The organism is Lentzea sokolovensis, assembly GCF_033949975.1.
Classification (GTDB): domain Bacteria; phylum Actinomycetota; class Actinomycetes; order Mycobacteriales; family Pseudonocardiaceae; genus Lentzea; species Lentzea sokolovensis.
Genome location: NZ_JAXAVU010000001.1, coordinates 412105 through 435620, shown reverse-complemented (window position 1 = coordinate 435620; position 23516 = coordinate 412105). Strand labels below are relative to the sequence as shown.

The following is a 23516-nucleotide window of genomic DNA, read 5'->3' as shown; positions in this document are numbered from 1 at the left end:
GGTCCACACGCCGATGATCGCCCCCAGCATCCTGTCCGCCGACTTCGCGCGCCTCGCCGACGAGCTCGCCGCGGTGCCCACCTCGGACTGGATCCACGTCGACGTCATGGACAACCACTTCGTGCCGAACCTGACGCTCGGCCTGCCGGTGGTGAAGTCGCTGCTCAAGGTGACCGACATCCCGATCGACTGCCACCTGATGATCGACGACCCCGACCGCTGGGCCATCGGCTACGCGGAAGCGGGCGCGTACAACGTGACCGTGCACGTCGAGGCGGCCGACGACCCCATCGCGCTGGCCAAGAACCTCAAGGCGGCCGGGTCCAAGGCGGGGCTGAGCATCAAGCCCGGCACCCCGCTGGAGCCGTACGTCGACGTGCTCAAGCACTACGACACGCTGCTGGTCATGTCGGTCGAGCCGGGCTTCGGCGGCCAGAGCTTCATGGCCGGCGTGCTGGACAAGGTGCGCCAGGCCCGTCACCTCGTCGACACCGGGCACCTCAAGCTGGTCGTGGAGATCGACGGCGGCATCAACGCCGACACGATCGAACAGGCCGCGGAGGCCGGAGTGGACTGCTTCGTCGCCGGGTCCGCCGTGTACGACGCCGCCGACCCCGGCAAGGCCGTCGAGGCACTGCGCGCCCAGGCAGCCGGCGCCCAGGGAACCAGGACCACGTGACGCCCGAAGACGCGATGGCGCTCGCCATCGCGGAGAGCGAGCGGGTGCGGGGCATCACCAGCCCCAACCCGCCGGTCGGCTGCGTCATCCTCGACGAGAACGGCAACGCGGCGGGGTTCGGCGGCACGCAACCCGTCGGCGGCCCGCACGCCGAGGTCATGGCGCTCAAGGCGGCCGGATCGAAGGCCCAGGGCGGCACCGCCGTGGTCACCCTCGAACCGTGTTCGCACCACGGCCGCACGCCGCCGTGCACCGACGCGCTCATCGAAGCCGGCATCAAGCACGTCATCCACGCGGTCAGCGACCCGAACCCGAGGGCGGCGGGCGGCGCGAACCGGCTGAAGGAAGCCGGGATCACCGTCGAGAGCGGACTCCTCGCGACCGAGGTCAGCCGTGGCCCCCTCAGGGCGTGGCTGCACTACGCGCGCACGGGCCGTCCGCACGTCACGTGGAAGTACGCCGCCTCGCTCGACGGCCGGATCGCGGCGAGTGACGGCACCAGCCAGTGGATCAGCTCGGAGATCTCCCGCAAGGAGGTCCACGAGATGCGCGCGAAGCTCGACGCGATCATCGTCGGCACCGGTACGGTCCGCAAGGACGACCCCGCGCTGACGGCCAGGGACACCGGCGGAATGCCGTTGCCCCGCCAGCCGTTGCCGGTGGTCGTGGGCATGAGCGACCTGCCGGTCGGAGCGAAGCTCCAGCACACCGCGCTGCACCTGCGCACGCACCACCCGGACGACGTGCTGACCGCACTCGCCGAGCAGGGGGTGGTCGACGTGCTGCTGGAAGGCGGACCGACGCTGGCCGGCGCGTTCTGGCGCGCGGGCAGGATCGACCGCGTGCTCGCCTACATCGCGCCGGTGCTGCTCGGGGACGGTCCCGCGGCGGTGCTGGGAGCGGGCGTGTCAACCATCACGGACGCTGTCCGGTTGACCGTGCAAGACGTCACCATGAGCGGGCCGGACGTGCGGATCAGCGCGGTTCCGGAAAATTAGGAGGAGCGGTGTTCACCGGGATCGTCGAGGAACTCGGCCACGTCGTAGCGACGGAGGACCTGCCGGACGCGGCACGGATCCGCATCGCGGGGCCGACCGTGACCAGCGACGCGAAGCACGGCGACTCCATCGCGGTGAACGGCGTCTGCCTCACCGTCGTGGAGGTCGAGAACGACTCCTTCACCGCCGACGTGATGCGCGAGACCCTTCTGCGCAGCAGCCTCGCGAAGGTCGCTCAGGGCGACCGGGTCAACCTGGAGCGCGCGGCCGCGGTCGGCCAGCGCCTCGGCGGCCACATCGTGCAGGGCCACGTCGACGGCACGGGCACGATTCTCGCGCGGGAGAAGGCCGAGCACTGGGAGATGGTCCACATCGGACTCCCGCCGACCCTCGCCCGCTACGTCGTGGAGAAGGGCTCCATCACGGTCGACGGAGTCTCGCTGACGGTCGTGACCGTCTCCGAGGACCAGTTCACCGTGAGCCTCATCCCGACGACCCTCGAACTCACCACGCTCGGGCGGCGCATGCCCGGCGACCTGGTGAACCTGGAGGTCGACGTGCTGGCGAAGTACGTTGAACGACTGGCGATCCCGCACCTGCGGGCCATCGCGGGCGAGGAGGCCCAGTGAGCACCGACTTCGCCGACATCGAGCGCGCGATCAAGGACGTCGCCGCCGGACGGCCAGTGGTCGTGGTGGACGACGAGGACCGCGAGAACGAGGGCGACCTGATCTTCGCCGCCGAGAAGGCGACGCCGGAACTGCTCGCGTTCATGGTCCGCTACACGTCCGGGTACGTCTGCGTGGCGCTGACGGACTCCGACTGCGACCGCCTCGACCTGCCGCCGATGTACCACACGAACCAGGACCAGCGCGGCACCGCGTACACGGTCACGGTGGACGCACGCGACGGCATCAGCACCGGCATCTCGGCCGCCGACCGCGCCCGCACGATCCGGTTGCTCGCCGACCCGACCTCGAAGGCCACCGACTTCAACCGGCCCGGCCACGTGGTTCCGCTGCGCGCCAGGGACGGCGGCGTGCTGCGCCGGCCCGGTCACACCGAGGCCTCCATCGACCTCGCGCGTCTCGCGGGCCTGTCACCCGCCGGCGTGCTCTGCGAGATCGTGTCGCAGAAGGTCGAGGAGGACATGGCCCGCCGCGACGAGCTCGAGGTCTTCGCCGCGGACCACGACCTCGCGATCATCACGATCGCCGACCTCATCGCGTACCGCCGCCGGGTCGAGACCCAGGTCGAACGCGCCGCCGAGGCCCGCATCCCCACCGCGCACGGCGTGTTCACCGCCTTCGGCTACGACAGCCTGCTCGACGGCATCGAGCACGTCGCGATGGTGTACGGCGAGATCGGTGACGGCGAGGACGTGCTGGTGCGCGTGCACTCCGAGTGCCTCACCGGCGACGTGCTCGGCTCGTTGCGCTGCGACTGCGGCCCGCAGCTCGACGCGGCGCTGGAAGCCGTTGCGGCGCAGGGACGTGGCGTCGTGCTGTACATGCGCGGCCACGAAGGCCGTGGCATCGGCCTGATGCACAAGCTGCAGGCCTACCAGCTGCAGGACCAGGGCGCGGACACCGTGGACGCGAACCTGGTGCAGGGCCTGCCCGCCGACGCGCGCGACTACGGCACGGGTGCGCAGATCCTCGTGGACCTCGGCATCAAGTCCATGCGGTTGCTGACGAACAACCCGGCCAAGCGCGTCGGCCTGGAGGCCGGATACGGTCTGCGGGTGCTCGACCGGGTGCCGCTGCCGATCTCCCCGAACCCGGAGAACCTGCGGTACCTGCGCACGAAGCGCGACCGGATGGGCCACGAGCTGCACCAGCTGGAGCAGTACGAGGCCGTTGTTTCCGCTACGGAGGACAAGGAATGAGCGGCGAGGGCCGTCCAGAGCAGACCCGGCTCGACGGCAAGGGTCTGAGCGTCGCGATCGCGGCGACGCGCTGGCACACCAAGATCACCGACCAGCTCGTCGAGCGCGCCCTCAAGGCCGCCGAGGACGCCGGTTGCGTCGACACGACCGTGGTGCGCGTGGCGGGAGCGATCGAGCTTCCCGTCGTGGTGCAGGAACTCGCGCGTCACCACGACGCCGTGGTCGCGCTGGGCGTGGTCATCCGCGGTGGCACCCCGCACTTCGAGTACGTGTGCGACTCGGTGACGGACGGGCTCACGCGCGTCGCGCTGGACGAGTCGACGCCGGTCGGCAACGGCGTGCTCACGACCAACACCGAGGAGCAGGCTCTGGCCCGCGCCGGCCTGCCGGACTCCGTGGAGGACAAGGGGTACGAGGCGACCGTCGCCGCGATCGACACGGCACTGGTGCTGCGCGGCCTGCGTCAGCCCTGGACCGAGCGGGGTTTCGAGTGATGACGTCCATCGTGTTGCGTCCCAAGAAGATCCGCCGCGTCGCGTGGGCGTGCGCGGTCGGTCTCGTCGTCGTGTTCACGATCGTGGGCCTGCTGCTGGGTGACACCCCGACCGGCGTGATCTTCCGGACGTCCGACCAGGTCGCCATGATCGTGCTGGGCTTCCTGCTCGCGGGCGGGGTGCTGCTGCTGACCCGTCCCCGCGTCACCGCCGACGCCGAGGGTGTCGACGTGCGCAACGTCGTGACGTCCCACCACTACGACTGGAACGACGTGCTGTCGGTCAGCTTCCCGGACGGCGCCGCGTGGGCCCGCCTGGAGCTGCCGGAGGACGAGTACATCTCGGTGATGGCCGTGCAGGCCGTGGACCGCGAGTACGCCGTCTCGTCCGTGCGCGCGTTGCGTGAGTTGCACAAGGCGGCGCGCGTCTAGCGTTCGTAAGAAGCCGAACGAACCGCTACTCTCAGTGGCGGGGTGGTGCCGGTGGACGAGACGCACAACGAGGTCGCGGCGAGCACGATCGGCGCCGTCGTGCAGGCGGGGTCCATCGGCTCGTTGTACCTGCCCGAACAGCGGCGGCCGGTGCCCAAGCAGTTGCCCGCCGCACCGAGGCACTTCGTCGGCAGGGGCACTGAGCTCGCGCTGCTGGACGAGGTGCTGGGCGGCACGGCGGTGATCGGCGGTGCGGGCGGGGTCGGCAAGACCTGGCTCGCACTGCGGTGGGCGCACTCGCGGCTGGACGCGTTCCCGGACGGCAGGCTGCACGTCGATCTGCAGGGTTTCGCGCCCGGCGGTGATCCGCTACCGGCCGCGGTGGCGGTCCGGCTGTTCCTGGACGCGCTCGGGGTGCCGCCCGGTTCGCTCCCGGTGAGCCTGACCGCTCAGGCCGCGTTGTACCGCAGTCTGGTGGCGGGCAGGCACATGCTCGTGGTGCTCGACAACGCCGCCGAGGAGGCGCAGGTCGAACCACTGCTGCCGGGAAGCCCTTCCTGCACCGTGCTGGTGACCAGCCGCCGTTACCTGCGTGGACTGGTGACGAGCCACGGCGCGGAACCGGTCGGGCTGGACGTGCTGTCCGAAGAGGACTCCCGCGCGGTGCTGACCGGCAGGCTGGGGGAGGACCGGGTCGGACGTCACGGCGACGCGGTGGCCGAGTTGGTGAGCTGGTGCGGTGGGCTGCCGCTGGCGCTCGCGACGGTCGCCGCACGGGCGCGGCAGCACGGGGACTTCCCGTTGTCCGTTCTCGCGGAAGAGCTCCGCGCGGATCGGCTGGACGGATTGCGCTCGGTGTTGTCGTGGTCCTGCAGGCTGCTCTCGGATCGTGCGTCGATCCTGTTCGGCCTGCTTGGCCACGCACCCGGACCGGACATCGGTTTCGAGGCCGCGGCCAGTCTCGCCGGTCTGCCCGGACCGCAAGCGCGTGAAGTGTTGCGGGAGCTGGAAGACGCGCATCTGGTGCACGAGTACGTGCCAGGCCGCTATCGGATGCATGACCTGGTACGTGGCTATGCAGCAGAACAAGCGGTGGACCAGGAGCGGGGACTGCGCCGGTTGACCGACTTCTACCTGCACACCGCCCATGCCGCCGACTATCTCGTCTACGCACACAGGCGACGCTTGGTGCTCGATGAACCTGTGCCCGGTTGTGTGCCGTTGTGCCCTCCTGACGACGGCGCGGCGCTGGCCTGGCTCGACGCGGAACATCTATGCCTGCTGGAAACGCAACGGACTGTGCTCGCCCTGGGCTGGTATCCCGTGGTCGCGCAGTTCGCGCATGTGCTGACCTCGTTCCACTACCGCCGCGGACATCTGCGTGACCAGGTCACGTCATGGGAGCGCGGCCTGGCCGCCGCCGAACGGCTGGGCGATGTGAGCCTGGAAGCCAAGGCACTGAGAATGCTCGGCAACGCGCACACCCAGACCGGCGACCACAAGGCAGCGACAGCACGACTGCGGCGCGCGTTGGAGATCGGGGACGACCTGTTCGCGCAGGGGCAGGCCTGCATGGCACTGGCCATGTTGCTGGAGATCGAGGGCGGTCTCGCCGAGGCGGTGGAGTGCGGGGAGCGGGCCGTGCGGTCTTTCGCGGAGCTGGGAGACACCCTGTGCGAGGCGGATGCTCTCGGGTTGGCGAGCTGGCTGCACGTCCTGGTGGGCAACCACGACACCGCGCTGCCGATGGCGCTCAGGGCGCTCGCGATGCATCGTGAACTCGGCAACGGCGCCGGAGAAGCGGTGGCGCACAACAGTCTCGGCCAGCTCGCGCAGGTGACGGGCAGGTACCGGGAGGCGTTGGAACACCACGAGCAGGCACTGGCCTGGCATCGCCATGTCGCCGGTGACGCGTGGAGCGAACCCAACACCCTTGACCTGATCGGCCAGGCACACGCCGCGCTCGGCCAGGTCGACGAGGCTCGAACTGCCTGGCAGCGGTCGGTGGAGATGTACGAGGAGCAGTTCCGGCTGGATCTCGCAGCCAAGGTCAGGAACCGCCTGGACGCGCTCTAGACCCAGAAACCGAGGATCGCGCCCGCCAGCGTGAGTCCGACGACGTGATAGCCCGCTCCGATGGCCGCGAAGGTGATCGGGGCGGGCTTCGTCATGTCGTAGCCGCCCGTCACGAACCGGACCGGCAACGCGATGCCGACGCCCACGACGAGCCCGAGCAGGATGCCTTCCATGATGTTGTCGGTCTTCGAGGCGTAGCCGATCATCGCGGTCGCGAGCGTGATGACGAAGCAGGTGAACAGCGGGATGGCGTAGACGACCGCGCTGGTGTTCTCCGGCGGGCTGAGGTCCCATCCTGCCGCCCGCTGCCAGGCCCTGCCGAAGGCGTACTCCGCGTACCAGACCATGCCCAGCGCGAAGTAGGCGATCGTGGCCACGATGACGGCCAACCAGTTGAGGTCGCCGAGCACGGTCAAGCTCATGAGGGGTCTCCCGCGGTGATCAGGGTGACTTGGCATCGCGGGGTGGACGTTCGCCGTTACGAGTGCATAGACGGCGAAAGGGCCGCTCACCCTGCGGTGAGCGGCCCTTTCGTCAGCGTTGACTAGCTGCGGACCATCTTGCGCAGCACGTACTGCATGATGCCGCCGTTGCGGTAGTAGTCGGCCTCACCGGGCGTGTCGATGCGGACGACCGCGTCGAACTCGACCTTCGAGCCGTCCGTCTTCGTGGCGACGACGTGCACCGTCGACGGCGTGGTGCCGTTGTTCAGCTCCGTGACGCCGGTGAAGTCGAACGTCTCGGTGCCGTCGAGGCCCAGCGACGACGCGTTGTCGCCCGCCGGGTACTGCAGCGGCAGCACGCCCATGCCGATGAGGTTCGAGCGGTGGATGCGCTCGTAGGACTCGGCGATGACGGCGCGGACGCCGAGCAGCGAGGTGCCCTTGGCCGCCCAGTCGCGCGACGAACCGGAGCCGTACTCCTTGCCCGCCAGCACGACCAGCGGAACGCCGGCCTCCGCGTACGACACGGACGCGTCGTAGATGGTGGTCTGCGGGGCGCCGTCGGCCAGGAAGTCGCGGGTGAAGCCGCCCTGGACGTCGTCGAGCAGCAGGTTGCGCAGGCGGATGTTCGCGAACGTGCCGCGGATCATCACCTCGTGGTTGCCGCGGCGGGAGCCGTAGGAGTTGAAGTCCTTGCGCTCCACGCCGTGCTCGGTCAGGTACTTGCCCGCGGGCGAGTCGGCCTTGATCGAACCGGCGGGGGAGATGTGGTCCGTGGTGACCGAGTCGCCCAGCAGCGCGAGGACGCGGGCACCCGAGATGTCGTTGACCGGCTTCGGCTCCATCTCCATGCCCTCGAAGTACGGGGGCTTGCGCACGTAGGTGGACTGGGCGTCCCACTCGAACGTGTTGCCGGTCGGCGTGGGCAGCGACTGCCAGCGCTCGTCACCGGAGAACACGTTCTTGTAGCCCTTGGTGAAGCCCTCCGCGGAGATCGAGGTCGAGATGACCTCGGCGATCTCGGCCGGGGTCGGCCAGATCTCCGACAGGTACACCGGCTTGCCCTCGGGGTCGTACGCGAGCGGCTCGGTGGTGATGTCCTTGTCCATCGAACCGGCCAGCGCGTACGCCACGACCAGCGGCGGCGACGCGAGGTAGTTCATCTTGATGTCCGGGTTGATCCGGCCCTCGAAGTTGCGGTTGCCGGACAGCACCGAGACGACCGCGAGGTCGCCTTCCTGCACACCCGCCGAGATCTCGTCCTGCAGCGGGCCCGAGTTGCCGATGCAGGTGGTGCAGCCGTAGCCGACCAGGTGGAAGCCGAGCTTCTCCAGGTACGGCATGAGGCCGGCGCGCTCGTAGTAGTCCATGACGACCTTCGAGCCCGGAGCCAGGGTCGTCTTGACCCACGGCTTGCGCTCGAGACCGCGCTCGACGGCCTTCTTCGCGAGAAGGGCCGCGCCGAGCATCACGGACGGGTTCGAGGTGTTGGTGCACGACGTGATCGCGGCGATCGCCACGGCGCCGTGGTCCAGCTCGAACTCGGCACCGTCGAGGGTGACCTTGACCGGCTTCGACACGCGGCCGGTGGCGCCCTCGGCGGCGGACTGGAACACCTTCGGAGCGCCGGAGCCGTTGCCGCCCTCGTGGATGGCGGCCGGGTCGCTCGCGGGGAACGACTCGTCGACGGCCTCGTCCACACCGGACAGCTCCGGGGAGTCGGTGTGCGCGACGTAGGCGCCCAGAGCCTGGCGGAACGACTCCTTGGCGTTGGTCAGCTCGATGCGGTCCTGCGGGCGCTTCGGGCCGGCGATGGACGGCACGACCGTCGCCAGGTCGAGCTCCAGCGTCTCGGAGAACACCGGCTCGCGGGACGCGTCGTGCCAGAGGCCCTGTTCCTTGGCGTACGCCTCGACGAGCGCGATCTGCTCTTCGGAACGGCCGGTCAGGCGCAGGTAGTCGATGGTCTCGCCGTCGATCGGGAAGATGCCGACCGTGGAGCCGAACTCCGGCGACATGTTGCCGATCGTGGCGCGGTTGGCCAGCGGCACCGCGCTGACGCCCTCGCCGTAGAACTCGACGAACTTGCCGACGACGCCCTGCTTGCGCAGCATCTCGGTGATCGTGAGCACGAGGTCCGTGGCGGTGGCGCCGGGGGGCAGCTCGCCGGACAGCTTGAAGCCCACGACGCGCGGGATCAGCATGGAGACCGGCTGGCCGAGCATCGCGGCCTCGGCCTCGATGCCGCCGACGCCCCAGCCCAGCACGCCGATGCCGTTGACCATCGTGGTGTGCGAGTCGGTGCCGACGAGGGTGTCCGGGTACGCCTGGCCGTTGCGCACCATCACGACGCGCGCGAGGTGCTCGATGTTGACCTGGTGCACGATGCCGGTGCCGGGCGGGACGACCTTGAACTCGTCGAACGCCGTCTGGCCCCAGCGCAGGAACTGGTAGCGCTCGCGGTTGCGCTCGTACTCCAGGTCGACGTTCTGCTCGAACGCGTCCGGGCGGCCGAAGATGTCGGCGATGACCGAGTGGTCGATCACGAGCTCGGCGGGCGCGAGCGGGTTCACCTTCTCGGCGTCGCCGCCGAGCTGGGTGACGGCCTCGCGCATGGTGGCGAGGTCGACGACGCAGGGCACACCGGTGAAGTCCTGCATCACGACGCGGGCCGGCGTGAACTGGATCTCGGTGCTCGGCTCGGCGGCCGGGTCCCAGTTGGCGAGAGCGCGCACGTGGTCGGCGGTGATGTTCGCGCCGTCCTCGGTCCGCAGCAGGTTCTCCAGCAGGATCTTCAGGCTGAACGGAAGACGCTCGGCGCCCTCCACGGCGCTCAGCCGGAACACCTCGTACGAGGCGTCGCCGACGTTGAGCGTGCCGCGGGCGCCGAAGCTGTCCTTGCTAGCTGGTGCAGTCACGTGCAACTCCATAACTGGTGACAGCGCGGTGGTCAGTTCGGGATGGGGGAGAGTCTTCCTCACCTGGTTGACCCCTGCCCCTCGACCCCAAACAGTACGCTTGTCCTGTAAGCCGGTTCAACCCAGGTTGCCCTAAGTCACGAGCCGAGTCCGGTACTCACCCGGCGAGCGGCCGGTGAACCTCCTGAACGCGGCGCTGAACGCGCTTTCGGTGCGGTACCCGGCGGCGGTGGCGATCGAGGAGACCGTGCCGGTGGTCTCCCGGAGCACGCGGGCGGCCTCCCGCATGCGCAGTCCGTGCAGGTAGTCGAGCGGCGTCGTGCCTGCCACCTCCTTGAACCGCAGGAAGAACGTCGATCGCGACATCGCCGCGATGCCCGCCAGCTCGCTGACGGTCCACGGGTGCGCGAGGTCGTCGTGCATCGCCTTCAACGCGGGACCGAGCTGGGGGTGCGCGGTCGCGTTGGCGGAGTGGTCGCGCAGAACCTGGAGCAGCAACACCTGGCAGAGACGGTCGAGGATCATCCCGCTGCCGCCGTGGATCTCGCTCCTGATGAGCGCGATGGTCGCCGCGGCGCTGCCCGCGCGGACGTGGATCACCGGCGGCAGGACCTCCAGCAGCCGTGCGGCCTCCTGACCGCAGGTGAAACCGGCGCCGACCAACGTCGTGTCGTGGCCTTCGCCGACGCTGGCCGTGTCGCGCTGGGTGCCGTCCTCGTGGTCGTAATACGGCATCGCGAACACCGACGGGGTGCTCGGGTCGGCGGCGATCTGGTACGGCCGCTTTCCGGCGATGACGTAGCAGTCGCCCTGCTCGGCCCAGAAACTCCGCCCGGCCACCGTGACGTGCGCTCGGCCCTGGACGACGACCTCCACCCGCAGGTCCAGCAGTCCGGCGAAGTGCAGCGCCCACCGTCCGCCCGCGTGCAGAGGCGTCGCGACGGCCCAGTTCACGCTCAGCGTCGAGAGGAGGTGTTCCAGCGGGTTCAAGCTCGGACTCTCCCGACAGGACGGCGGACTCTGACGACGGTGGACGGTGATCTTGCCTGGTTAGCGTAGGGCCAAACGGATGAGGGAGAGTGTGATGGACCGCGGGAACCTGCTGCTCGTGCACGGTGCGTGGCACGGAGCGTGGTGCTGGGACCGGCTCGTTCCCGAGTTGGCGGCGCACGGCTGGACGACCTCGGTGCTCGACCTGCCGAGTGCTTCGGGCTCCCCGGCCGCCGGGGTGCGCGAGGACGCCGACGCCGTGCGGGAGGCGTTGGCGGCTCTGGGCGGGCCGGTGACCGTGCTGGCGCACTCGTACGCCGGTGTGCCGGTGGGGCAGGCCGCGGCCTCCGCGGATCGGTTGATCTACCTGGCGGCGCACATGCTGGAGCCGGGCGAGTCCGTGGTGTCGCCGCTGGGCGGTCCCTGGTACGAGGCGGGGACCAAGCTGCTGGACGTGCCGGAGCCCGCCCGCGACCTGCTGTTCGCCGACGTGCCGGACGACCTGGCCTCCTGGGCGGTGGCCCGGTTGCGGCCGCAGAGCGCGCGCTCGTTCGAGGAGACGGTCACAGCGGCGGCGTGGCAGACGGTGCCGACGACAGCGATCGTGTGCGCGGACGACGTGATCTTCCCGCCGGTGTTCGCGGACCGGCTTCGGGCGCACGGTGCGCTGGAGCTGGCGGGCTCGCACTCGCCGTTCCTGTCCCGGCCGGCCGAACTGGCCGGTCTGATCAGCTCAGCAGGATGACCGCGAACGTGATCAGCATCAGCACTTTCACGCATTCGAGCGCGATGTAGACGAGGTGAGTGCGGGACTCTGGCGGCGTCTCACCCGCGATGATGAGCTCGGCCCTGACTTCGAGCCGGGGCCGCAGCACCGTCACCTGGACCACCAGCGTCAGCGCCAGGGCGATCAGCAGCACGGTCGCGGTCATCGGGCGTGGGGTCGGTGCGAACGTGATCGCCGTGGCCGCCGCGAGCACGATCTCCGCCGAGTTCAGGGCGCGGAACACGAGCCGGCCGATGCCGAGTCCCAGCGGCAGCGTGATGCCGGGCGCGCGGAACTTCAGCGGCGCCTCGATCGAGATCGCCAGCACCATGCCGAGCCAGATGCACGCCAAAGCGAGCGGAAGCGATGTCATAGGTGGTTATCTTGGCGTGGTGCTCCTCGATCAGGTTTCCAAGCGGTACGGGCGCGGGCCCTGGGTGCTGCGCGACCTCACGCTGGAGGTGTCCGGCCTGACCGTGCTGACCGGCGCGAACGGCACCGGCAAGTCGACGTTGCTCAAGATCGCCGCCGGGGTGCTGAAGCCGACGTCCGGACGTGTCTCGCGACCTGCTTCGGTCGGTTACGTGCCCGAGCGTTTTCCCTCGGACGTCAAGATGTCCGCTTCGGCGTATTTGGCGCACATGGGACGGATCCGGCGTGCCGAGGCGAACGACGTGCTGGAACGGCTCGGTTTCGTCGGCTCGATGACGTCGCCGATGGCGGAGCTGTCCAAGGGCAACGCGCAGAAGGTCGCGCTGGCGCAGGCTTTTCTGGCCTCGGACGTGCTGGTGCTCGACGAGCCGTGGACCGGCCTCGACGCCTCGGCGGCCGCCGAGCTGGTGTCGTTGCTGGAGGAACGGACGGCGCTGGTGTCCGATCACGAGGGACACCTGGCCTCCGCGACGCGCGTGGACCTCGCGGGTGGGCACGTGACGATCGATCTCAGCCGCGTGTCCGCATTGGACGCCCTGGAAGCGTTGGAAGGCGTGCGGTCGGTGCAGGCTCGCGGGTCGTCGGTGCGGGTGGTCGTGGCGCCGGACCGCAGTGATCAGGTGCTCGCCGAGGCGTTGCGGCTCGGGTGCTCGGTGCGGAGTGTGCGGTGATCTCTCTCGTTCGGTATCTCGCCGCTGACGTCTTTCGCGGGCAACGGTATTTGGCGCCTCTGCTGGTGTTCCTCGGTGTGATGGGGATGTTGTTCTCCTCCGACGCCGGGCAGCCGCTGGAGGCGTATTCGGGGTCGTCGGCGTTGCTCTACCCGATCGCGGCGTGGATGGCCGTCGTGGTGGCGACGTCCGAGGACGTGGTGCGGCGCGAGATCACCGTGGTGTCCGCCGGTGGGTGGTCGCGGGTGCTGACGGCGGCCGCGCTGGTCTCGGTGTTGATCGCGCTGGCGATGGCACTGCTGGCGGCGGTGTGGCCGGTGGTGACGAACCCGCACCCGTACACGGCGGGCGAATTTTTTGTCGGACTCGCCGCGCATACTGGATGCGCGTTGCTCGGCGTCGGTGTGGGCCTGATGTTCGCCCGCCCCGTTTTCGACTCCATCGGGCGCACCGTGCTGGCGGTGTTCTCGGTGGTGGTGCTGACCTATCCGCTCGGGCGGGCCACCCCGCTCGGGTGGGTGCTGGACGCGCTGGGGCACAACAGGGCGTCGCTGTCCTTGCTGGGGACGGTGGCGGTCGGTGCCGCTCTGGTGGCAGCCGCGGTGGTGGCCGGGGTGCGGCGGGCCTGATGCGGGTCAACGTGCTCGGACCGCTGCAGGTCGTGGCCGCGGACGGCGCACCGGTCGAGGTGCGCGGTAAACGGCTGCGCTGGTTGCTGATCCGGCTGGCGATGGAACCCGGCCACGTCGTGGCGGCGGACCGGCTGATCGCCGACCTGTGGCCGGACGAGCCACCGGTGGACGGTTCCGCCGCGTTGCAGTCGCTGGTGTCGCGGCTGCGGCGGTCGGTCGGTGCCGAGGTGATCTCGTCGCACGCGTCGGGGTACCGGCTGGAGGCGCCGACCGACGTCGAGGCCTTCGTTCGGACGCGTGACGCGGCGTTGTGGCGCGGGGCGGCGTTCGAGGAGGCGCCGTTCGCGCTCGACGAGGCCGTGCGGCTGGCGTTGCTGCGCGACGATCTCGCGGGGCTGGAGGCCTTGGCGGCCGCGCATCCGTTGCGCGAGGACGTCCAGGCCCGGTTGATGCTGGCGCTGAACGCCGCCGGACGGCGGTCGGACGCGCTGGCGGTGTTCGCGCGCGTTCGCTCGGCGTTGGCCGACGAGCTGGGCGTGGATCCCGGTGAGGCGCTGGCGGCCGCCCACCTGACGGTGCTGCGCGAGCGCGTCTCGCGAGGCAACCTGCCGGCGCCGGTCGGGTCGTTCGTCGGGCGTGCCGACGACTTGGCCGCGCTGGCGGAGCTGTTGCGGGACAACCGGCTGGTGACGCTGACCGGGTTCGGCGGCGTGGGCAAGACGCGCCTCGCGCTGACGCACGCCGCGTCGGTGCCACAGGCGTGGTTCGTCGAGCTGGACTCGACGGCCGAACCGCTCGCGGCGCTCGACGCCGCCCTGGGCCCGAATCCGTTGGCGGCCCCGGTGTTCTCACGGCTCGGGTCGTCGCTGGTGGTGCTCGACAACTGCGAGCACGTCGTGGACGCGGCCGCCGCGTTGTGCGTGCGGTTGCTGGCCGAGGCGCCGGACGCGCGCGTGCTCGCGACCTCACGCGAGCCGCTGGGGATCCCGGGCGAGGTCGTGCACCCGGTGGCGCCGCTCGGCCTCGACCACGCGGTCGGGCTGTTCTCCGCACGGGTCGGCTCCCCGCTGGATCCCGGCGTCGTTCGGCGGGTGTGTGCTGCCCTGGACGGGATTCCGCTCGCGCTGGAGCTCGCGGCGGCACGGGCCCGGTCGCTGTCGGCGGCGCAGCTGGAGTCGCGGGTGGACAGCCGGCTGCGGCTGCTGGACCGCGGCACGCGGACCGGGCCGGCGCGGCATCGAACGTTGCGTGCGGTGATCGACTGGAGCTGGGAGCTGCTGGACGACGCCGAGCGCACGCTGCTGGCGCGGCTGGCCGTGTTCGTGGGTGGGGCGACGGCTTCGGCGGTGCACTTCGTGTGCGGCGCGGGCTCGCGCAGGGGTGCTCTGTCGCCGGGAACTCCATTTGAGCCTGTGGCAGGGGTTCTGGATGACCGCGAAAGCGTCATCGAGGAGCCTGCTGACCCCGGTTCCGTTGCTCTGGCGGGAGAGGCGGCGCAGGACACCTCAGCCCGGCACGGGGCGTCCGCCGCCCATGCCGCGCCGGTGCGTTTCGAGCCCGGGGCAGGCTCGCGCAGGGGTACCCGCGAGCCGGGAACCCCTGCATCTCAACGTACTCAGGAGGTCCGACAAGATCAGGACCTCTGGGACACCGAGGACCTGCTGGCCGCGCTCGTGGAGAAGTCGCTGGTCGTGCGCTCCGGCGAGCGCTACCGGCTGCTGGAGACCGTGCGCGAGTACGCGTTGGAGCAGGGCCAGTCCGATCCCGCCCGGCACGCCGCCTACTACGTCGCGCTGGCCGAGCGGAACGAACCGCTGCTGCGAGGTCCGGAGCAGCTGGACGCGTTGAAGGTCTTCGACGTGGAACGGTCCAACCTCGACGCGGCGCAGGCGTGGGCGGTCCGGCACGACCTGTCCGTCGCGCGGCGCATGATGGCCGCGCGCACGTGGCATTGGCTGGTGATGACCAAGCGGTTCGAGGAGATCCGCCGCTGGGCCGCGCTCACGCCGGACGACCCGCTCTCGGAGGTGCTGGCCTCGCTCGGCACGCCGGCCGCCCTCGCCGCCGCGGAGCGGTTGTGGGAGGAGGACCTCCCGACGGCGCTGTGCGCGTTGATGCTGACGAGCGGTCAGGTCTGGGGTCAGACCGCGCTGGCGGAACGGCTCGAGGTGCTGGCCGGTCGGCTGGAGCGGTCGCCGGACGCGTGGATGCGTGCGTTCGCGGCGCTCGTGCGGGGGCTGGTGGCCGGTGAGTTCAGCGAGGGTTCCGCGCCGCGGGCGGAGACGGCGTACCGGGAGGCGCTCGACGGGTTCCGGGCGGTGGGAGATCGGTGGGCCGTCGTGTTCGGGCTGTCCTGCCTGGTCATGGTGCTGATCAACCGGGGTGCGTTCGCCGAGGGCTTCCAGGCGGTCTCCGAGGCGCGGCAGGTGGCCGCCGAGCTGGGTGAGCCGGAGTCCGTGCTGGTGCCGATGTCGGTGCTCATGCAGGCGGCGCGCATCAAGATCAGGATCGGCGACCTCGCCGGTGCCCGTGAGGACCTGGAACTGGTGCCGGCCTCCCCGTTCGGCCTGGACCGGGCACGGGTCACGCAGGCCTACGGTGAGATGGCGTACTTCAGCGGTGACTTCGAGCAGGCCGTCACGTTGTACCGCCAGGCGCTCGACGCCACGGAGGACTCGCCGGCGAACCAGTTCCGCGCCACCGTCCACGCCGGACTGGGACTGGCGCTGACCCGCCTCGGGCATCTCGGTGAGGCGGGCGAGCACCACGGGCGAGCGCTCGACACCGTCAACAGGAGCGCGGACGGACCGGCCAGGGCACTCGTGCTGGAGTGGTACGCGGACTGGCTGTCCGCCCAGGGCGACCCCCGTGGCGCGAGGGAGGCCCTGGACGACGCCGAACGGCTACGCGGCGGTCCGAGCAGCGACCCGGCGGTGGTGCGGCTGCGTGACCGGGTTCGCGCCGAAGTAGGCGTCGATCGCTGAGCGGCCGATCGCGGCGACGTAGCCGTCCGGGCGCACGAGCACCGGACCGTCCGGGAAGTCGAGCGTCACGAAGTCGGGGCCCCGTAGCAGGTCGAAGATCCGGCCCTGCTCGGTGACGCCGTCGGGCATGCGGTCACCCGCCTGAAGGCCCTCGCCTTCTGCGGTCCGGTACGACAGCGAGAGCTGCAGCGTCTCGTCGCCACGCCGTTCGAACGGGTTGCCGGACATCATGATCTCGGTCGTCATGCCCAGCAGCCACTGCGCGACGGGCTTGCGCTCGGACTCGTAGGTGTCGAGCAGCGTTTCCATCGCGAGCTTCCAGCCCAGGTTGTAGGCGTCCTGGATGCCGGTGTTCATGCCCTGCGCGCCGGCGGGGGAGTGCACGTGCGCGGCGTCGCCCGCGAGGAACACCCGTCCGACGCGGAACCTGTCGACCATGCGGATGTTCATGCGGTACAACGACATCCACGTCGCGTCGTGCACGACCACGTCGTCTCGGCCGGTGCGGTCGCGGACGATCTCGCGGTAGAGCTCCAGCGACGGCTCACCGTCGCCGGTCGCCTGGAACTGGAAGAGGTCCGTGCCGGGCAACGGGCACAGGGCGAGCCACTTGTCGGCGCGGCCACCCCACTGGTGCCAGTGGTCGCGGTCGAGACCGGAGACTCGCACGTCGCCGACGAGCATCCGCTGGTCCTCGTGGGTCTCGCCGACGAACGACACACCGAGTTCCTTGCGCACGAACGACTTTCCGCCATCACAACCGACGAGGTACTTCGCCCGCACGGTCTCCCCGCCGACGACTGCCGTCACGCCGGAGTCGTCCTGGGTGAAGGACGTCAGCGGCATTGCGTACTCGACGGGCCGGGGGAGTGCCTCGCGCAGGATCTGCTCGACCCGGAACTGCGGGATGAGCATGGTGGCGGCGTACGGGCGTTCGGCCGTCGGGACGCGGCCCTCGTGCACGTCCCACTCGCGCAGCACCTCGCTGCCCTGGTAGGCGCGCATCGTCATGTGGAACCGCCCGGACGCCAGCACCGGCTCGATCACGCCCAGGTCGTGGAAGACCTCCATGCTGCGCGGCTGCAGGCCTTTGCCGCGCGAGCCGGCGAACGGCGCCGGGGAGGCGTCGACGATGCGGAACGGGACGCCGCGGCGGGAGAGGTCGAGCGCCAGGGTGAGGCCGGTCGGGCCGGCACCGATGATCAGAACCTGAATGTCCATGGGCAGAGACTCGGCCCGAGAACTGCCACGGCCCTGTCACCGCGCTGTTGCGGGTGACAGGGCCGTCGATGAGCAGCGAGAACTTACTTCTTGAGCAGCTCGATCAGCGCGTCGACGTCCTTCGGCTCGAAGCCGCGGAACAGCGTGAGCGCCAGCTCGTAGTACGAGCGGACCGGGCTGACGTACCACTTGCCGTCGACCTCGGTGGAGACGACGCCGACGCCGGACTTCATGACCGACCCGGCCACCCGGCCGATGATGTCGATGGCCTCAGCCGGGATCTGCTTGCCGCCCTGCTGCTTCAGCAGCTGCGTGATCTCGCTCGCGCACAGCTTCTGCGAACCCTGGCCGGGCACGTCGGCCGCGTAGCAGTCACCCTCGCGGGTGATCGTCATGGTCTCGCCCTCGGCGGTGATCGACAGCTTCTTGACCGTGACCTGCTTGCCGCCGGTCACGTCCTTGACGTCGGTCTCCAGCGCGTTGAGCTTGGCGCCGGTCGGCTTCTGCTTGCCGGCCTCGGCCAGCAGCAACGGGCCGAGGTCCTGCAGCACACCGGCCTCGTCGGGCGGCAGCAGCGCGATGACCTTCGTCAGGTCGGCGTCGAGCGCGGCGTTCACCATCTGCTTCGCGGCGTCCTCCGCCGAGCTCGCGCCCTGTGCCGCGATGCCCTGCGCAGGCCACTTCTTCTTGTCCTCCTCCAGGACCGCGTTGGCGATCGTGTAGAAGGCGCTCGGGTACCACTTGTCGCCGACCTTGATCGACGCGATGCCGATCGGCATGCCGCGCTTCTTCACCTCGGCGGTGATGTCGACGGTCTCGGACTTCGACGTGGTCGTGCTGAACTCGGTGCCGAGCGCGTCCACGAGCTTGTCGGTGAGCGGGATCTTCGACGCGTCCGAGGTGATCGTGATCTTGCCCTCGACCAGCTTGTTGATGGTGAGGTGGTCGTTGATCTTCTCGGCGGCCGCCTCGTCGAACTTGATGTTCTCGCTCTTGAACTCGACGCCGGTCAGCTTGTTCGGGTCCGCTTCGGGCTTGAGGATCTCGAGACGCTTCATCTCCTTCGTCATCGAGTCCATGTAGTCCTTGGACAGCGCGGCCTCGGCGGGCGCCAGCGACGCCATGATGCCGACGACGTCACCGCTGCCCAGCTGCTCGACGAGGTTCTTCGCCGCGACGGCCGGGGTGTCCTGGCCCGCGTTCGTGCCGGGGTCGGCCTTCTTCAGCGCGAAGAACGTGACACCGCCGCCGATCAGCAGCAGCACTGCGACGACGGCCGTGACGACCAGGCCGGTGCGCTTCTTCTTCGGCGGCTCGCCGCCCATCGGCGCGTAGCCGTACGGCTGCTGGTCGAAGCCCTGCTGCGGAAAGCCCTGCGGGCCCGTCTGCGGGTAACCCTGCTGCGGGTAGCCCTGCTGGGGATGACCCTGCGGCCCGGGCTGCGGCTGCTGCGGGAATCCCTGCGGACCGGTCTGGGGGTAGCCGCCCTGCTGCGGGTAGCCACCCGGCTGCTGCGGGTAGCCGCCCTGCTGGGGCTGCTGCGGCTGCTGGCCGTACGGGTTGTTCTGCGGCTGCCACTGGCCGCCGCCGCCACCTGGGTAGCTCACGGTTTTCCTCCCGGAGTAATCACTGCGCTGCGCCTGTTGGAGGTGAGCACCGTGATCGCCCCCACGATCGTCAGTACGGCACCGGCAAGAGTCGTCATCGGTCCGGAGATGCTGATTCCGACCAATGCACCCTTGCTGTCCCCTTGGACTGTGGCTAGTAGGGCCACGGTTCCCCCGATCGTGCCAAAGAGAAGGCCGACGCACGCGGCAAACCGTGGAAATCGGACTACGTGGAGACCGATCGCGACCATGGCCAGTGGCGTCAGCCCCACCCAGATCGACGTCACGACGGTGCCCGCCACCCCGTCCAACCCGGCGAGATCACGGAGCGAGAGCACTTCGTAACTGTCTCTCGTGGTCGATCCGGATTTCAGCCACGGCAAGAACGTCCCGGTGATGGTGGTGACCAAGCCCACTGCCGCGATCGCGGCTCCCACAGCGCTGCGCACGGGGACTAGTGTGAACCGATGGCCTCGGAGGCGTGCGCAGCGGCACGGGCGCTGGTCGCGTCCGCCCACCGGATCACGGTGCTGACCGGGGCCGGAGTCTCCACGGATTCGGGCATCCCTGACTTCCGCGGACCGGACGGGCTGTGGACGCGCGACGCCGACGCCGGGCTCGCGGCTTCGCTCGACGCCTACCTCTGCGACCCCGAGGTGCGCAGGCGCTCCTGGCGGGCGAAGCTCGACAGTCCGGTGTGGACCGCGAAGCCGAACGCCGCGCATCGGGCGTTGGTGGAACTGGAACGGTCCGGCCGGTTGCGCACCGTGGTCACGCAGAACATCGACGGCCTGCACCAGAAGGCGGGCTCCGATCCGCATCGCGTGCTGGAACTGCACGGCACGTTGCACGCCACCGTGTGCCTGGGATGCGGTGCCACGGGCCCGATGCGGGACGCGTTGAGGCGCGTCGCCGAGGGGGAGCAGGAGCCGGACTGCCCGCGCTGCCGGGGAATCCTCAAGTCCGCCACGGTCTCGTTCGGCCAGGAGCTCGACGGAGAGGTGCTGCACCGCGCCCGCCTCGCCGCCCTGGATTGCGATGTGCTGCTGGTGGCGGGAACATCGCTCTCGGTGCAGCCCGCCGCGGGCCTCGTGCCGCTGGCGGCCAAAGCAGGTGCACAGGTCGTCATCTGCAACGCCGAACCCACGCCGTACGACTCCGTGGCGGCCGTTGTGCTGCACGAACCCGTCGCCGACGTGCTTCCGGATCTCAGTTCCGTTCCTCCATCCGGGGGAGGCCGATTCTCGTCCTGGGGAGATCCGAGCACCTGGTCGTAGGGTCGCTTCATGCGCGTACCGCTGATCACCACGGACTTCCTGGACCGCGCGTCGTTCGCGTTCGGAGCGACGACGGCGGCCATCGACGAACCGGACCAGCCCGCGAAGCCGGTCGCGACGACGACGTACGCCGAGATGGCGACCCGCGTGCGCGCGTGGCAGGCCGGGTTCGACGCACTGGGCGTCGGCGAGGGCGAACGGGTCGCCGTCGTCAGCCACAACTCCGCGCGGATGCTGGAGCTGCTGCACGCGCTTCCCGGCAGCGGGCGCATCTGCGTGCCGGTGAACTTCCGCCTGCGCCCCGACGAGGTGAAGTACATCGTCGAGCACAGCGGCGCGTCGGCGTTGTTCGTCGACCCCGAACTGGAACTCGATGACGTCGTGGCACGCCACCGGTTCACGCTCGGCGAGGAGTCGGAGTCGCTGCTTCGGTTCGATGTGGAGCCACGGCCGTGGAGCGCGCCCTCGGAGGACGCGACAGCCACCATCAACTACACGTCCGGAACGACCGCGCGTCCCAAGGGCGTGCAACTGACGCACCGCAACATCTGGCTGAACGCGGTCACGTTCGCCATGCACACCCGTGCGTGGGAAGGCGACGTGTACATGCACGTGCTGCCGATGTTCCACTGCAACGGCTGGGGAATGCCGTTCGGACTCGCGGGCCTCGGTGTGCCGCAGGTGGTGCTGCGCAAGGTCGACGGCGCCGAGATCCTGCGTCGTGTGCGCGACCACGGCGTCACGCTCATGTGTGGCGCACCGGCCGTGTGGAACGCCGTGCTGGACGCCGCGCAGACGTGGGACGGCGAGATCCCCGGCCGTGACACCGTACGGATCGTGTGTGCCGGTGCGCCGCCGCCCTCGCGCACGATCCAGCGCGTGACCGAGGAACTCGGCTGGGAGTTCCTGCAGATCTACGGCCTGACCGAGACGGCGCCGCTGCTCACCTTCAACCGCGCTCAGCCAGGTCTGGAGGGCGAGGAGAAGGCGAAGAAGCAGTCACGGGCGGGTGCGCCGGCCCTGGGCGCGCAGCTGCGGATCTCCGAGAACGGCGAGGTGCTCGCGCGGTCGAACGTGGTCATGGAGGGCTACTGGGAGAACCCGGAGTCCACCGCGGACGCGATCGAGGACGGCTGGTTCCGCACCGGCGACGGCGGCTACTTCGACGACGACGGCTACCTGACGATCTCCGACCGCAAGAAGGACGTGATCATCACCGGCGGCGAGAACGTCTCGTCCATCGAGGTCGAGGACTGCCTGTTCTCGCACCCGGCCGTCGCCGAGGTCGCGGTCATCGGCGTGCCCCACGAGAAGTGGGGTGAAACGATCAAGGCGCTGGTCGTGCTCTCCGGTGAGGCCACCGAGGCCGAGCTGATCAAACACTGCAAGGAGCGGCTCGCCGGGTACAAGGCACCGACGTCGATCGAGTTCCGCGACTCGATCCCGCGCACGGCGACCGGCAAGATCCAGAAGTTCAAGCTCCGCGAGCCGTACTGGGCCGGCCGGGGCCGCGGCGTCAACTAGGCCATTCGGCGACACGCCGGGACTTCGATCGTCCCAAAAGGACCACACCGCGTGTTCCACTGTGACACGTGTGGCTGACGGTGCGTTAGTTCCGGATGCGCCGGATGAGTCTGATTGGTCTAATGCGGTCGGAGGTGATGTCCAGTGTTGACACGACTCTCCGCCGTGTTGGTGTTGATGACGGCCGTCCTCACGGGGACGGCCAGTGCTGTGCCGCCTCCTCCGCCGAACCCCAGTGACTCGGAGATCTCGGCGTCACGGGCAGAGGCGGACGCGAAGGCGGCCCGCGTCGGCGAGCTGACCGGGCGGCTCACGCAGGCGGAGTCACGCCTGCAGGAACTGCTCGACGACGTCTCGTACAAGCGCGAGCTCGCCAACAAGGCCCGGGTGGACCTGGAAACGGCGATCTCGGAGGCCGAGACCGCCCGCCGTGAGGCTTCGGCCGCCCGTGTCGAGGCCGACGCGGCCTCCAAGACCGTGGAGAAGAGCCGCCTCGAACTGGACGAGTTCGCGGCCGCCTCCTACGCGCAGGGCACGACCGTCGGGTCGTTCTCCGCGTACATCGGCGCCAAGTCGCCCGAGGACCTTCTCGCCCGTGCCCAGATGCTGGAGGCGGTGTCCGCGTCCAGCCTGAACCGGCTCGACCAGGTGACCCGCGACCAGGGCACCGCCGCGAACCTCGACTCCGCCGCTCGCGCCGCGCTGCAGAAGGCCGAGGTGAAGCAGGCCGCCGCGGACGAGGCCAAGAAGGTCGCCGAGCAGGCCCAGCAGGTGGCCGTGAACGCGCACTCGGCGCAGGCCGCGGCCACCGAGGAGCTGCAGTCCAACAAGGACGCCGTCGAACGTGAGCTCGCCTCGGCGCGAGGCGCGGTCAACGGGCTGGAAGCGCAACGCCAGCAGTACGACCAGTGGACCGAGGCCAAGAAGCGCGAGGACGAGGAGAACGCCCGCAGGGCCGCCGCGGCAGCCGCTGCCGCCGCAGCTCCGCAGGCTCAGGCACCCCGCCCGGCCGCCTCGGCGCCCGCGCCGTCCGGCAACCGCGTGCAGACCGTGATCAACCGGGCGTTGGCCCAGCGCGGTGTCATCTACGCGTGGGGCGGCGGCAACCACTACGGCCCGACGTACGGCGTGCGCGACGGCGGCGTCGCCGACTCGTACGGCGACTATCGCAAGATCGGCTTCGACTGCTCGGGCCTGATGATGTACGCCTTCGCGGGCGCCGGCGTGTACCTGCCGCACTACAGCGGCTACCAGTACAACTCCGGCCGCAAGGTGCCGTTGTCGCAGATGGCCCCCGGCGACATGATCTTCTGGGGTCCTGGCGGCGGCACGCACGTGGCGTTGTACCTGGGCGGCGGGATGATGGTGGAGGCGCCGCATTCCGGTGCCGTGGTGCGGATCTCCCCGGTGCGGTACGGCGGCATCATGCCGTACGTGACCCGGATGCTGTGATCGGATCGGTGGCCCGCCGGGAGCGGGCCACCG

21 protein-coding genes are annotated in these 23516 nt (G+C 69.9%); 14 read left to right on the top strand and 7 right to left on the bottom strand.

The window, feature by feature from the left end; all coding sequences use genetic code 11:
* Positions 1 to 13: 13 nt before the first annotated feature.
* From rpe to SK854_RS02010, 7 genes are read left to right on the top strand one after another with little or no spacing between them, the layout of a single operon-like run.
* Positions 14 to 679 carry a ribulose-phosphate 3-epimerase gene (gene rpe / locus SK854_RS02040; RefSeq protein WP_319973214.1) on the top strand — a complete coding sequence of 222 codons (666 nt, stop codon included), beginning with the start codon at positions 14 to 16 and terminating at the stop codon, positions 677 to 679.
* Positions 680 to 693: 14 nt separating this feature from the next.
* Positions 694 to 1677 (top strand): bifunctional diaminohydroxyphosphoribosylaminopyrimidine deaminase/5-amino-6-(5-phosphoribosylamino)uracil reductase RibD, encoded by a 984-nt coding sequence (gene ribD / locus SK854_RS02035; RefSeq protein WP_319973700.1) that lies wholly within the window; start codon positions 694 to 696, stop codon positions 1675 to 1677.
* Positions 1678 to 1685: 8 nt separating this feature from the next.
* A complete protein-coding gene (locus SK854_RS02030) occupies positions 1686 to 2306 on the top strand; it encodes a riboflavin synthase (protein ID WP_319973213.1) in 621 nt (206 codons plus the stop codon).
* A complete protein-coding gene (locus SK854_RS02025; RefSeq protein ID WP_319973212.1) occupies positions 2303 to 3565 on the top strand; it encodes a bifunctional 3,4-dihydroxy-2-butanone-4-phosphate synthase/GTP cyclohydrolase II in 1263 nt (420 codons plus the stop codon). Before SK854_RS02030 ends, SK854_RS02025 begins: the two co-directional genes overlap by 4 nt.
* A complete protein-coding gene (gene ribH / locus SK854_RS02020; RefSeq protein ID WP_086665621.1) occupies positions 3562 to 4059 on the top strand; it encodes a 6,7-dimethyl-8-ribityllumazine synthase in 498 nt (165 codons plus the stop codon). The genes SK854_RS02025 and ribH overlap by 4 nt, the downstream gene beginning before the upstream one ends.
* Complete coding sequence (locus SK854_RS02015) at positions 4059 to 4490, top strand: PH domain-containing protein (protein ID WP_319973211.1); 432 nt, start codon at positions 4059 to 4061, stop codon at positions 4488 to 4490. The genes ribH and SK854_RS02015 overlap by 1 nt, the downstream gene beginning before the upstream one ends.
* A gap of 51 nt (positions 4491 to 4541) precedes the next feature.
* The gene (locus SK854_RS02010; RefSeq protein WP_319973210.1) at positions 4542 to 6566 is read left to right on the top strand and encodes a tetratricopeptide repeat protein; all 2025 of its coding nucleotides are present in this window, start codon (positions 4542 to 4544) and stop codon (positions 6564 to 6566) included.
* Here the strand turns inward: SK854_RS02010 and SK854_RS02005 are convergent.
* The 3 genes from SK854_RS02005 to SK854_RS01995 form a co-directional block, all read right to left on the bottom strand.
* Complete coding sequence (locus SK854_RS02005) at positions 6563 to 6988, bottom strand: DUF1761 domain-containing protein (protein WP_319973209.1); 426 nt, start codon at positions 6986 to 6988, stop codon at positions 6563 to 6565. The genes SK854_RS02010 and SK854_RS02005 overlap by 4 nt on opposite strands.
* 122 nt (positions 6989 to 7110) lie before the next feature.
* Complete coding sequence (locus SK854_RS02000; RefSeq protein WP_319973208.1) at positions 7111 to 9927, bottom strand: aconitate hydratase; 2817 nt, start codon at positions 9925 to 9927, stop codon at positions 7111 to 7113.
* A 132-nt stretch (positions 9928 to 10059) separates the two neighbouring features.
* Entirely contained in the window at positions 10060 to 10917 is an 858-nt protein-coding gene (locus SK854_RS01995) for an AraC family transcriptional regulator (protein ID WP_319973207.1), read from the bottom strand.
* 94 nt (positions 10918 to 11011) lie between these two features.
* On the opposite strand from SK854_RS01995, the gene SK854_RS01990 reads away from it, so the two are divergent.
* On the top strand, positions 11012 to 11662 hold the full coding sequence (locus SK854_RS01990; RefSeq protein WP_319973206.1) for an alpha/beta fold hydrolase: 651 nt from the start codon (positions 11012 to 11014) through the stop codon (positions 11660 to 11662).
* On the opposite strand, the gene SK854_RS01985 is transcribed toward SK854_RS01990, so the two are convergent.
* Positions 11646 to 12056 carry a hypothetical protein gene (locus SK854_RS01985; protein ID WP_319973205.1) on the bottom strand — a complete coding sequence of 137 codons (411 nt, stop codon included), beginning with the start codon at positions 12054 to 12056 and terminating at the stop codon, positions 11646 to 11648. The two genes, SK854_RS01990 and SK854_RS01985, sit on opposite strands and share 17 nt — an antisense overlap.
* A 19-nt stretch (positions 12057 to 12075) precedes the next feature.
* On the opposite strand from SK854_RS01985, the gene SK854_RS01980 reads away from it, so the two are divergent.
* From SK854_RS01980 to SK854_RS01970, 3 genes are read left to right on the top strand one after another with little or no spacing between them, the layout of a single operon-like run.
* The gene (locus SK854_RS01980; RefSeq protein ID WP_319973204.1) at positions 12076 to 12786 is read left to right on the top strand and encodes an ATP-binding cassette domain-containing protein; all 711 of its coding nucleotides are present in this window, start codon (positions 12076 to 12078) and stop codon (positions 12784 to 12786) included.
* Complete coding sequence (locus SK854_RS01975; RefSeq protein ID WP_319973203.1) at positions 12783 to 13415, top strand: hypothetical protein; 633 nt, start codon at positions 12783 to 12785, stop codon at positions 13413 to 13415. The genes SK854_RS01980 and SK854_RS01975 overlap by 4 nt, the downstream gene beginning before the upstream one ends.
* Positions 13415 to 16402, top strand: coding sequence for a BTAD domain-containing putative transcriptional regulator (locus SK854_RS01970; protein WP_319973202.1), 2988 nt, complete (start codon positions 13415 to 13417; stop codon positions 16400 to 16402). Before SK854_RS01975 ends, SK854_RS01970 begins: the two co-directional genes overlap by 1 nt.
* On the opposite strand, the gene SK854_RS01965 is transcribed toward SK854_RS01970, so the two are convergent.
* The 3 genes from SK854_RS01965 to SK854_RS01955 all read right to left on the bottom strand — a co-directional run bounded on the left by SK854_RS01965 (position 16322) and on the right by SK854_RS01955 (position 19679).
* Positions 16322 to 17623 (bottom strand): FAD-dependent monooxygenase, encoded by a 1302-nt coding sequence (locus SK854_RS01965; RefSeq protein WP_319973201.1) that lies wholly within the window; start codon positions 17621 to 17623, stop codon positions 16322 to 16324. The genes SK854_RS01970 and SK854_RS01965 overlap by 81 nt on opposite strands.
* Positions 17624 to 17706: 83 nt before the next feature.
* Positions 17707 to 19230: a flagellar basal body protein FliL gene (locus SK854_RS01960; protein ID WP_319973200.1), complete on the bottom strand. Its 1524-nt coding sequence runs from the start codon at positions 19228 to 19230 to the stop codon at positions 17707 to 17709.
* Positions 19227 to 19679 (bottom strand): hypothetical protein, encoded by a 453-nt coding sequence (locus tag SK854_RS01955; RefSeq protein ID WP_319973199.1) that lies wholly within the window; start codon positions 19677 to 19679, stop codon positions 19227 to 19229. The genes SK854_RS01960 and SK854_RS01955 overlap by 4 nt, the downstream gene beginning before the upstream one ends.
* An 18-nt stretch (positions 19680 to 19697) precedes the next feature.
* Between SK854_RS01955 and SK854_RS01950 the strand changes: the two genes are divergently transcribed.
* The 3 genes from SK854_RS01950 to SK854_RS01940 all read left to right on the top strand — a co-directional run bounded on the left by SK854_RS01950 (position 19698) and on the right by SK854_RS01940 (position 23483).
* The gene (locus SK854_RS01950) at positions 19698 to 20507 is read left to right on the top strand and encodes an SIR2 family NAD-dependent protein deacylase (RefSeq protein WP_319973198.1); all 810 of its coding nucleotides are present in this window, start codon (positions 19698 to 19700) and stop codon (positions 20505 to 20507) included.
* A gap of 9 nt (positions 20508 to 20516) precedes the next feature.
* The gene (locus SK854_RS01945; protein WP_319973197.1) at positions 20517 to 22031 is read left to right on the top strand and encodes a class I adenylate-forming enzyme family protein; all 1515 of its coding nucleotides are present in this window, start codon (positions 20517 to 20519) and stop codon (positions 22029 to 22031) included.
* A gap of 144 nt (positions 22032 to 22175) precedes the next feature.
* Positions 22176 to 23483 carry an NlpC/P60 family protein gene (locus SK854_RS01940; protein WP_319973196.1) on the top strand — a complete coding sequence of 436 codons (1308 nt, stop codon included), beginning with the start codon at positions 22176 to 22178 and terminating at the stop codon, positions 23481 to 23483.
* The last annotated feature ends 33 nt before the right edge of the window (positions 23484 to 23516 follow it).

What these genes read in the sequence shown, in the direction of transcription:
- ribH (WP_086665621.1), top strand. Translation starts at nt 3,562, where the DNA reads ATGAGCGGCGAGGGCCGTCCAGAGCAGACCCGGCTCGACGGCAAGGGT.
- rpe (WP_319973214.1), top strand. Translation starts at nt 14, where the DNA reads ATGATCGCCCCCAGCATCCTGTCCGCCGACTTCGCGCGCCTCGCCGAC.
- SK854_RS01945 (WP_319973197.1), top strand. Translation starts at nt 20,517, where the DNA reads ATGCGCGTACCGCTGATCACCACGGACTTCCTGGACCGCGCGTCGTTC.
- SK854_RS01990 (WP_319973206.1), top strand. Translation starts at nt 11,012, where the DNA reads ATGGACCGCGGGAACCTGCTGCTCGTGCACGGTGCGTGGCACGGAGCG.
- SK854_RS01965 (WP_319973201.1), bottom strand. Translation starts at nt 17,623, where the DNA reads ATGGACATTCAGGTTCTGATCATCGGTGCCGGCCCGACCGGCCTCACC.
- SK854_RS02005 (WP_319973209.1), bottom strand. Translation starts at nt 6,988, where the DNA reads ATGAGCTTGACCGTGCTCGGCGACCTCAACTGGTTGGCCGTCATCGTG.
- SK854_RS01985 (WP_319973205.1), bottom strand. Translation starts at nt 12,056, where the DNA reads ATGACATCGCTTCCGCTCGCTTTGGCGTGCATCTGGCTCGGCATGGTG.
- SK854_RS01950 (WP_319973198.1), top strand. Translation starts at nt 19,698, where the DNA reads ATGGCCTCGGAGGCGTGCGCAGCGGCACGGGCGCTGGTCGCGTCCGCC.
- ribD (WP_319973700.1), top strand. Translation starts at nt 694, where the DNA reads ATGGCGCTCGCCATCGCGGAGAGCGAGCGGGTGCGGGGCATCACCAGC.
- SK854_RS01970 (WP_319973202.1), top strand. Translation starts at nt 13,415, where the DNA reads ATGCGGGTCAACGTGCTCGGACCGCTGCAGGTCGTGGCCGCGGACGGC.
- SK854_RS02015 (WP_319973211.1), top strand. Translation starts at nt 4,059, where the DNA reads ATGACGTCCATCGTGTTGCGTCCCAAGAAGATCCGCCGCGTCGCGTGG.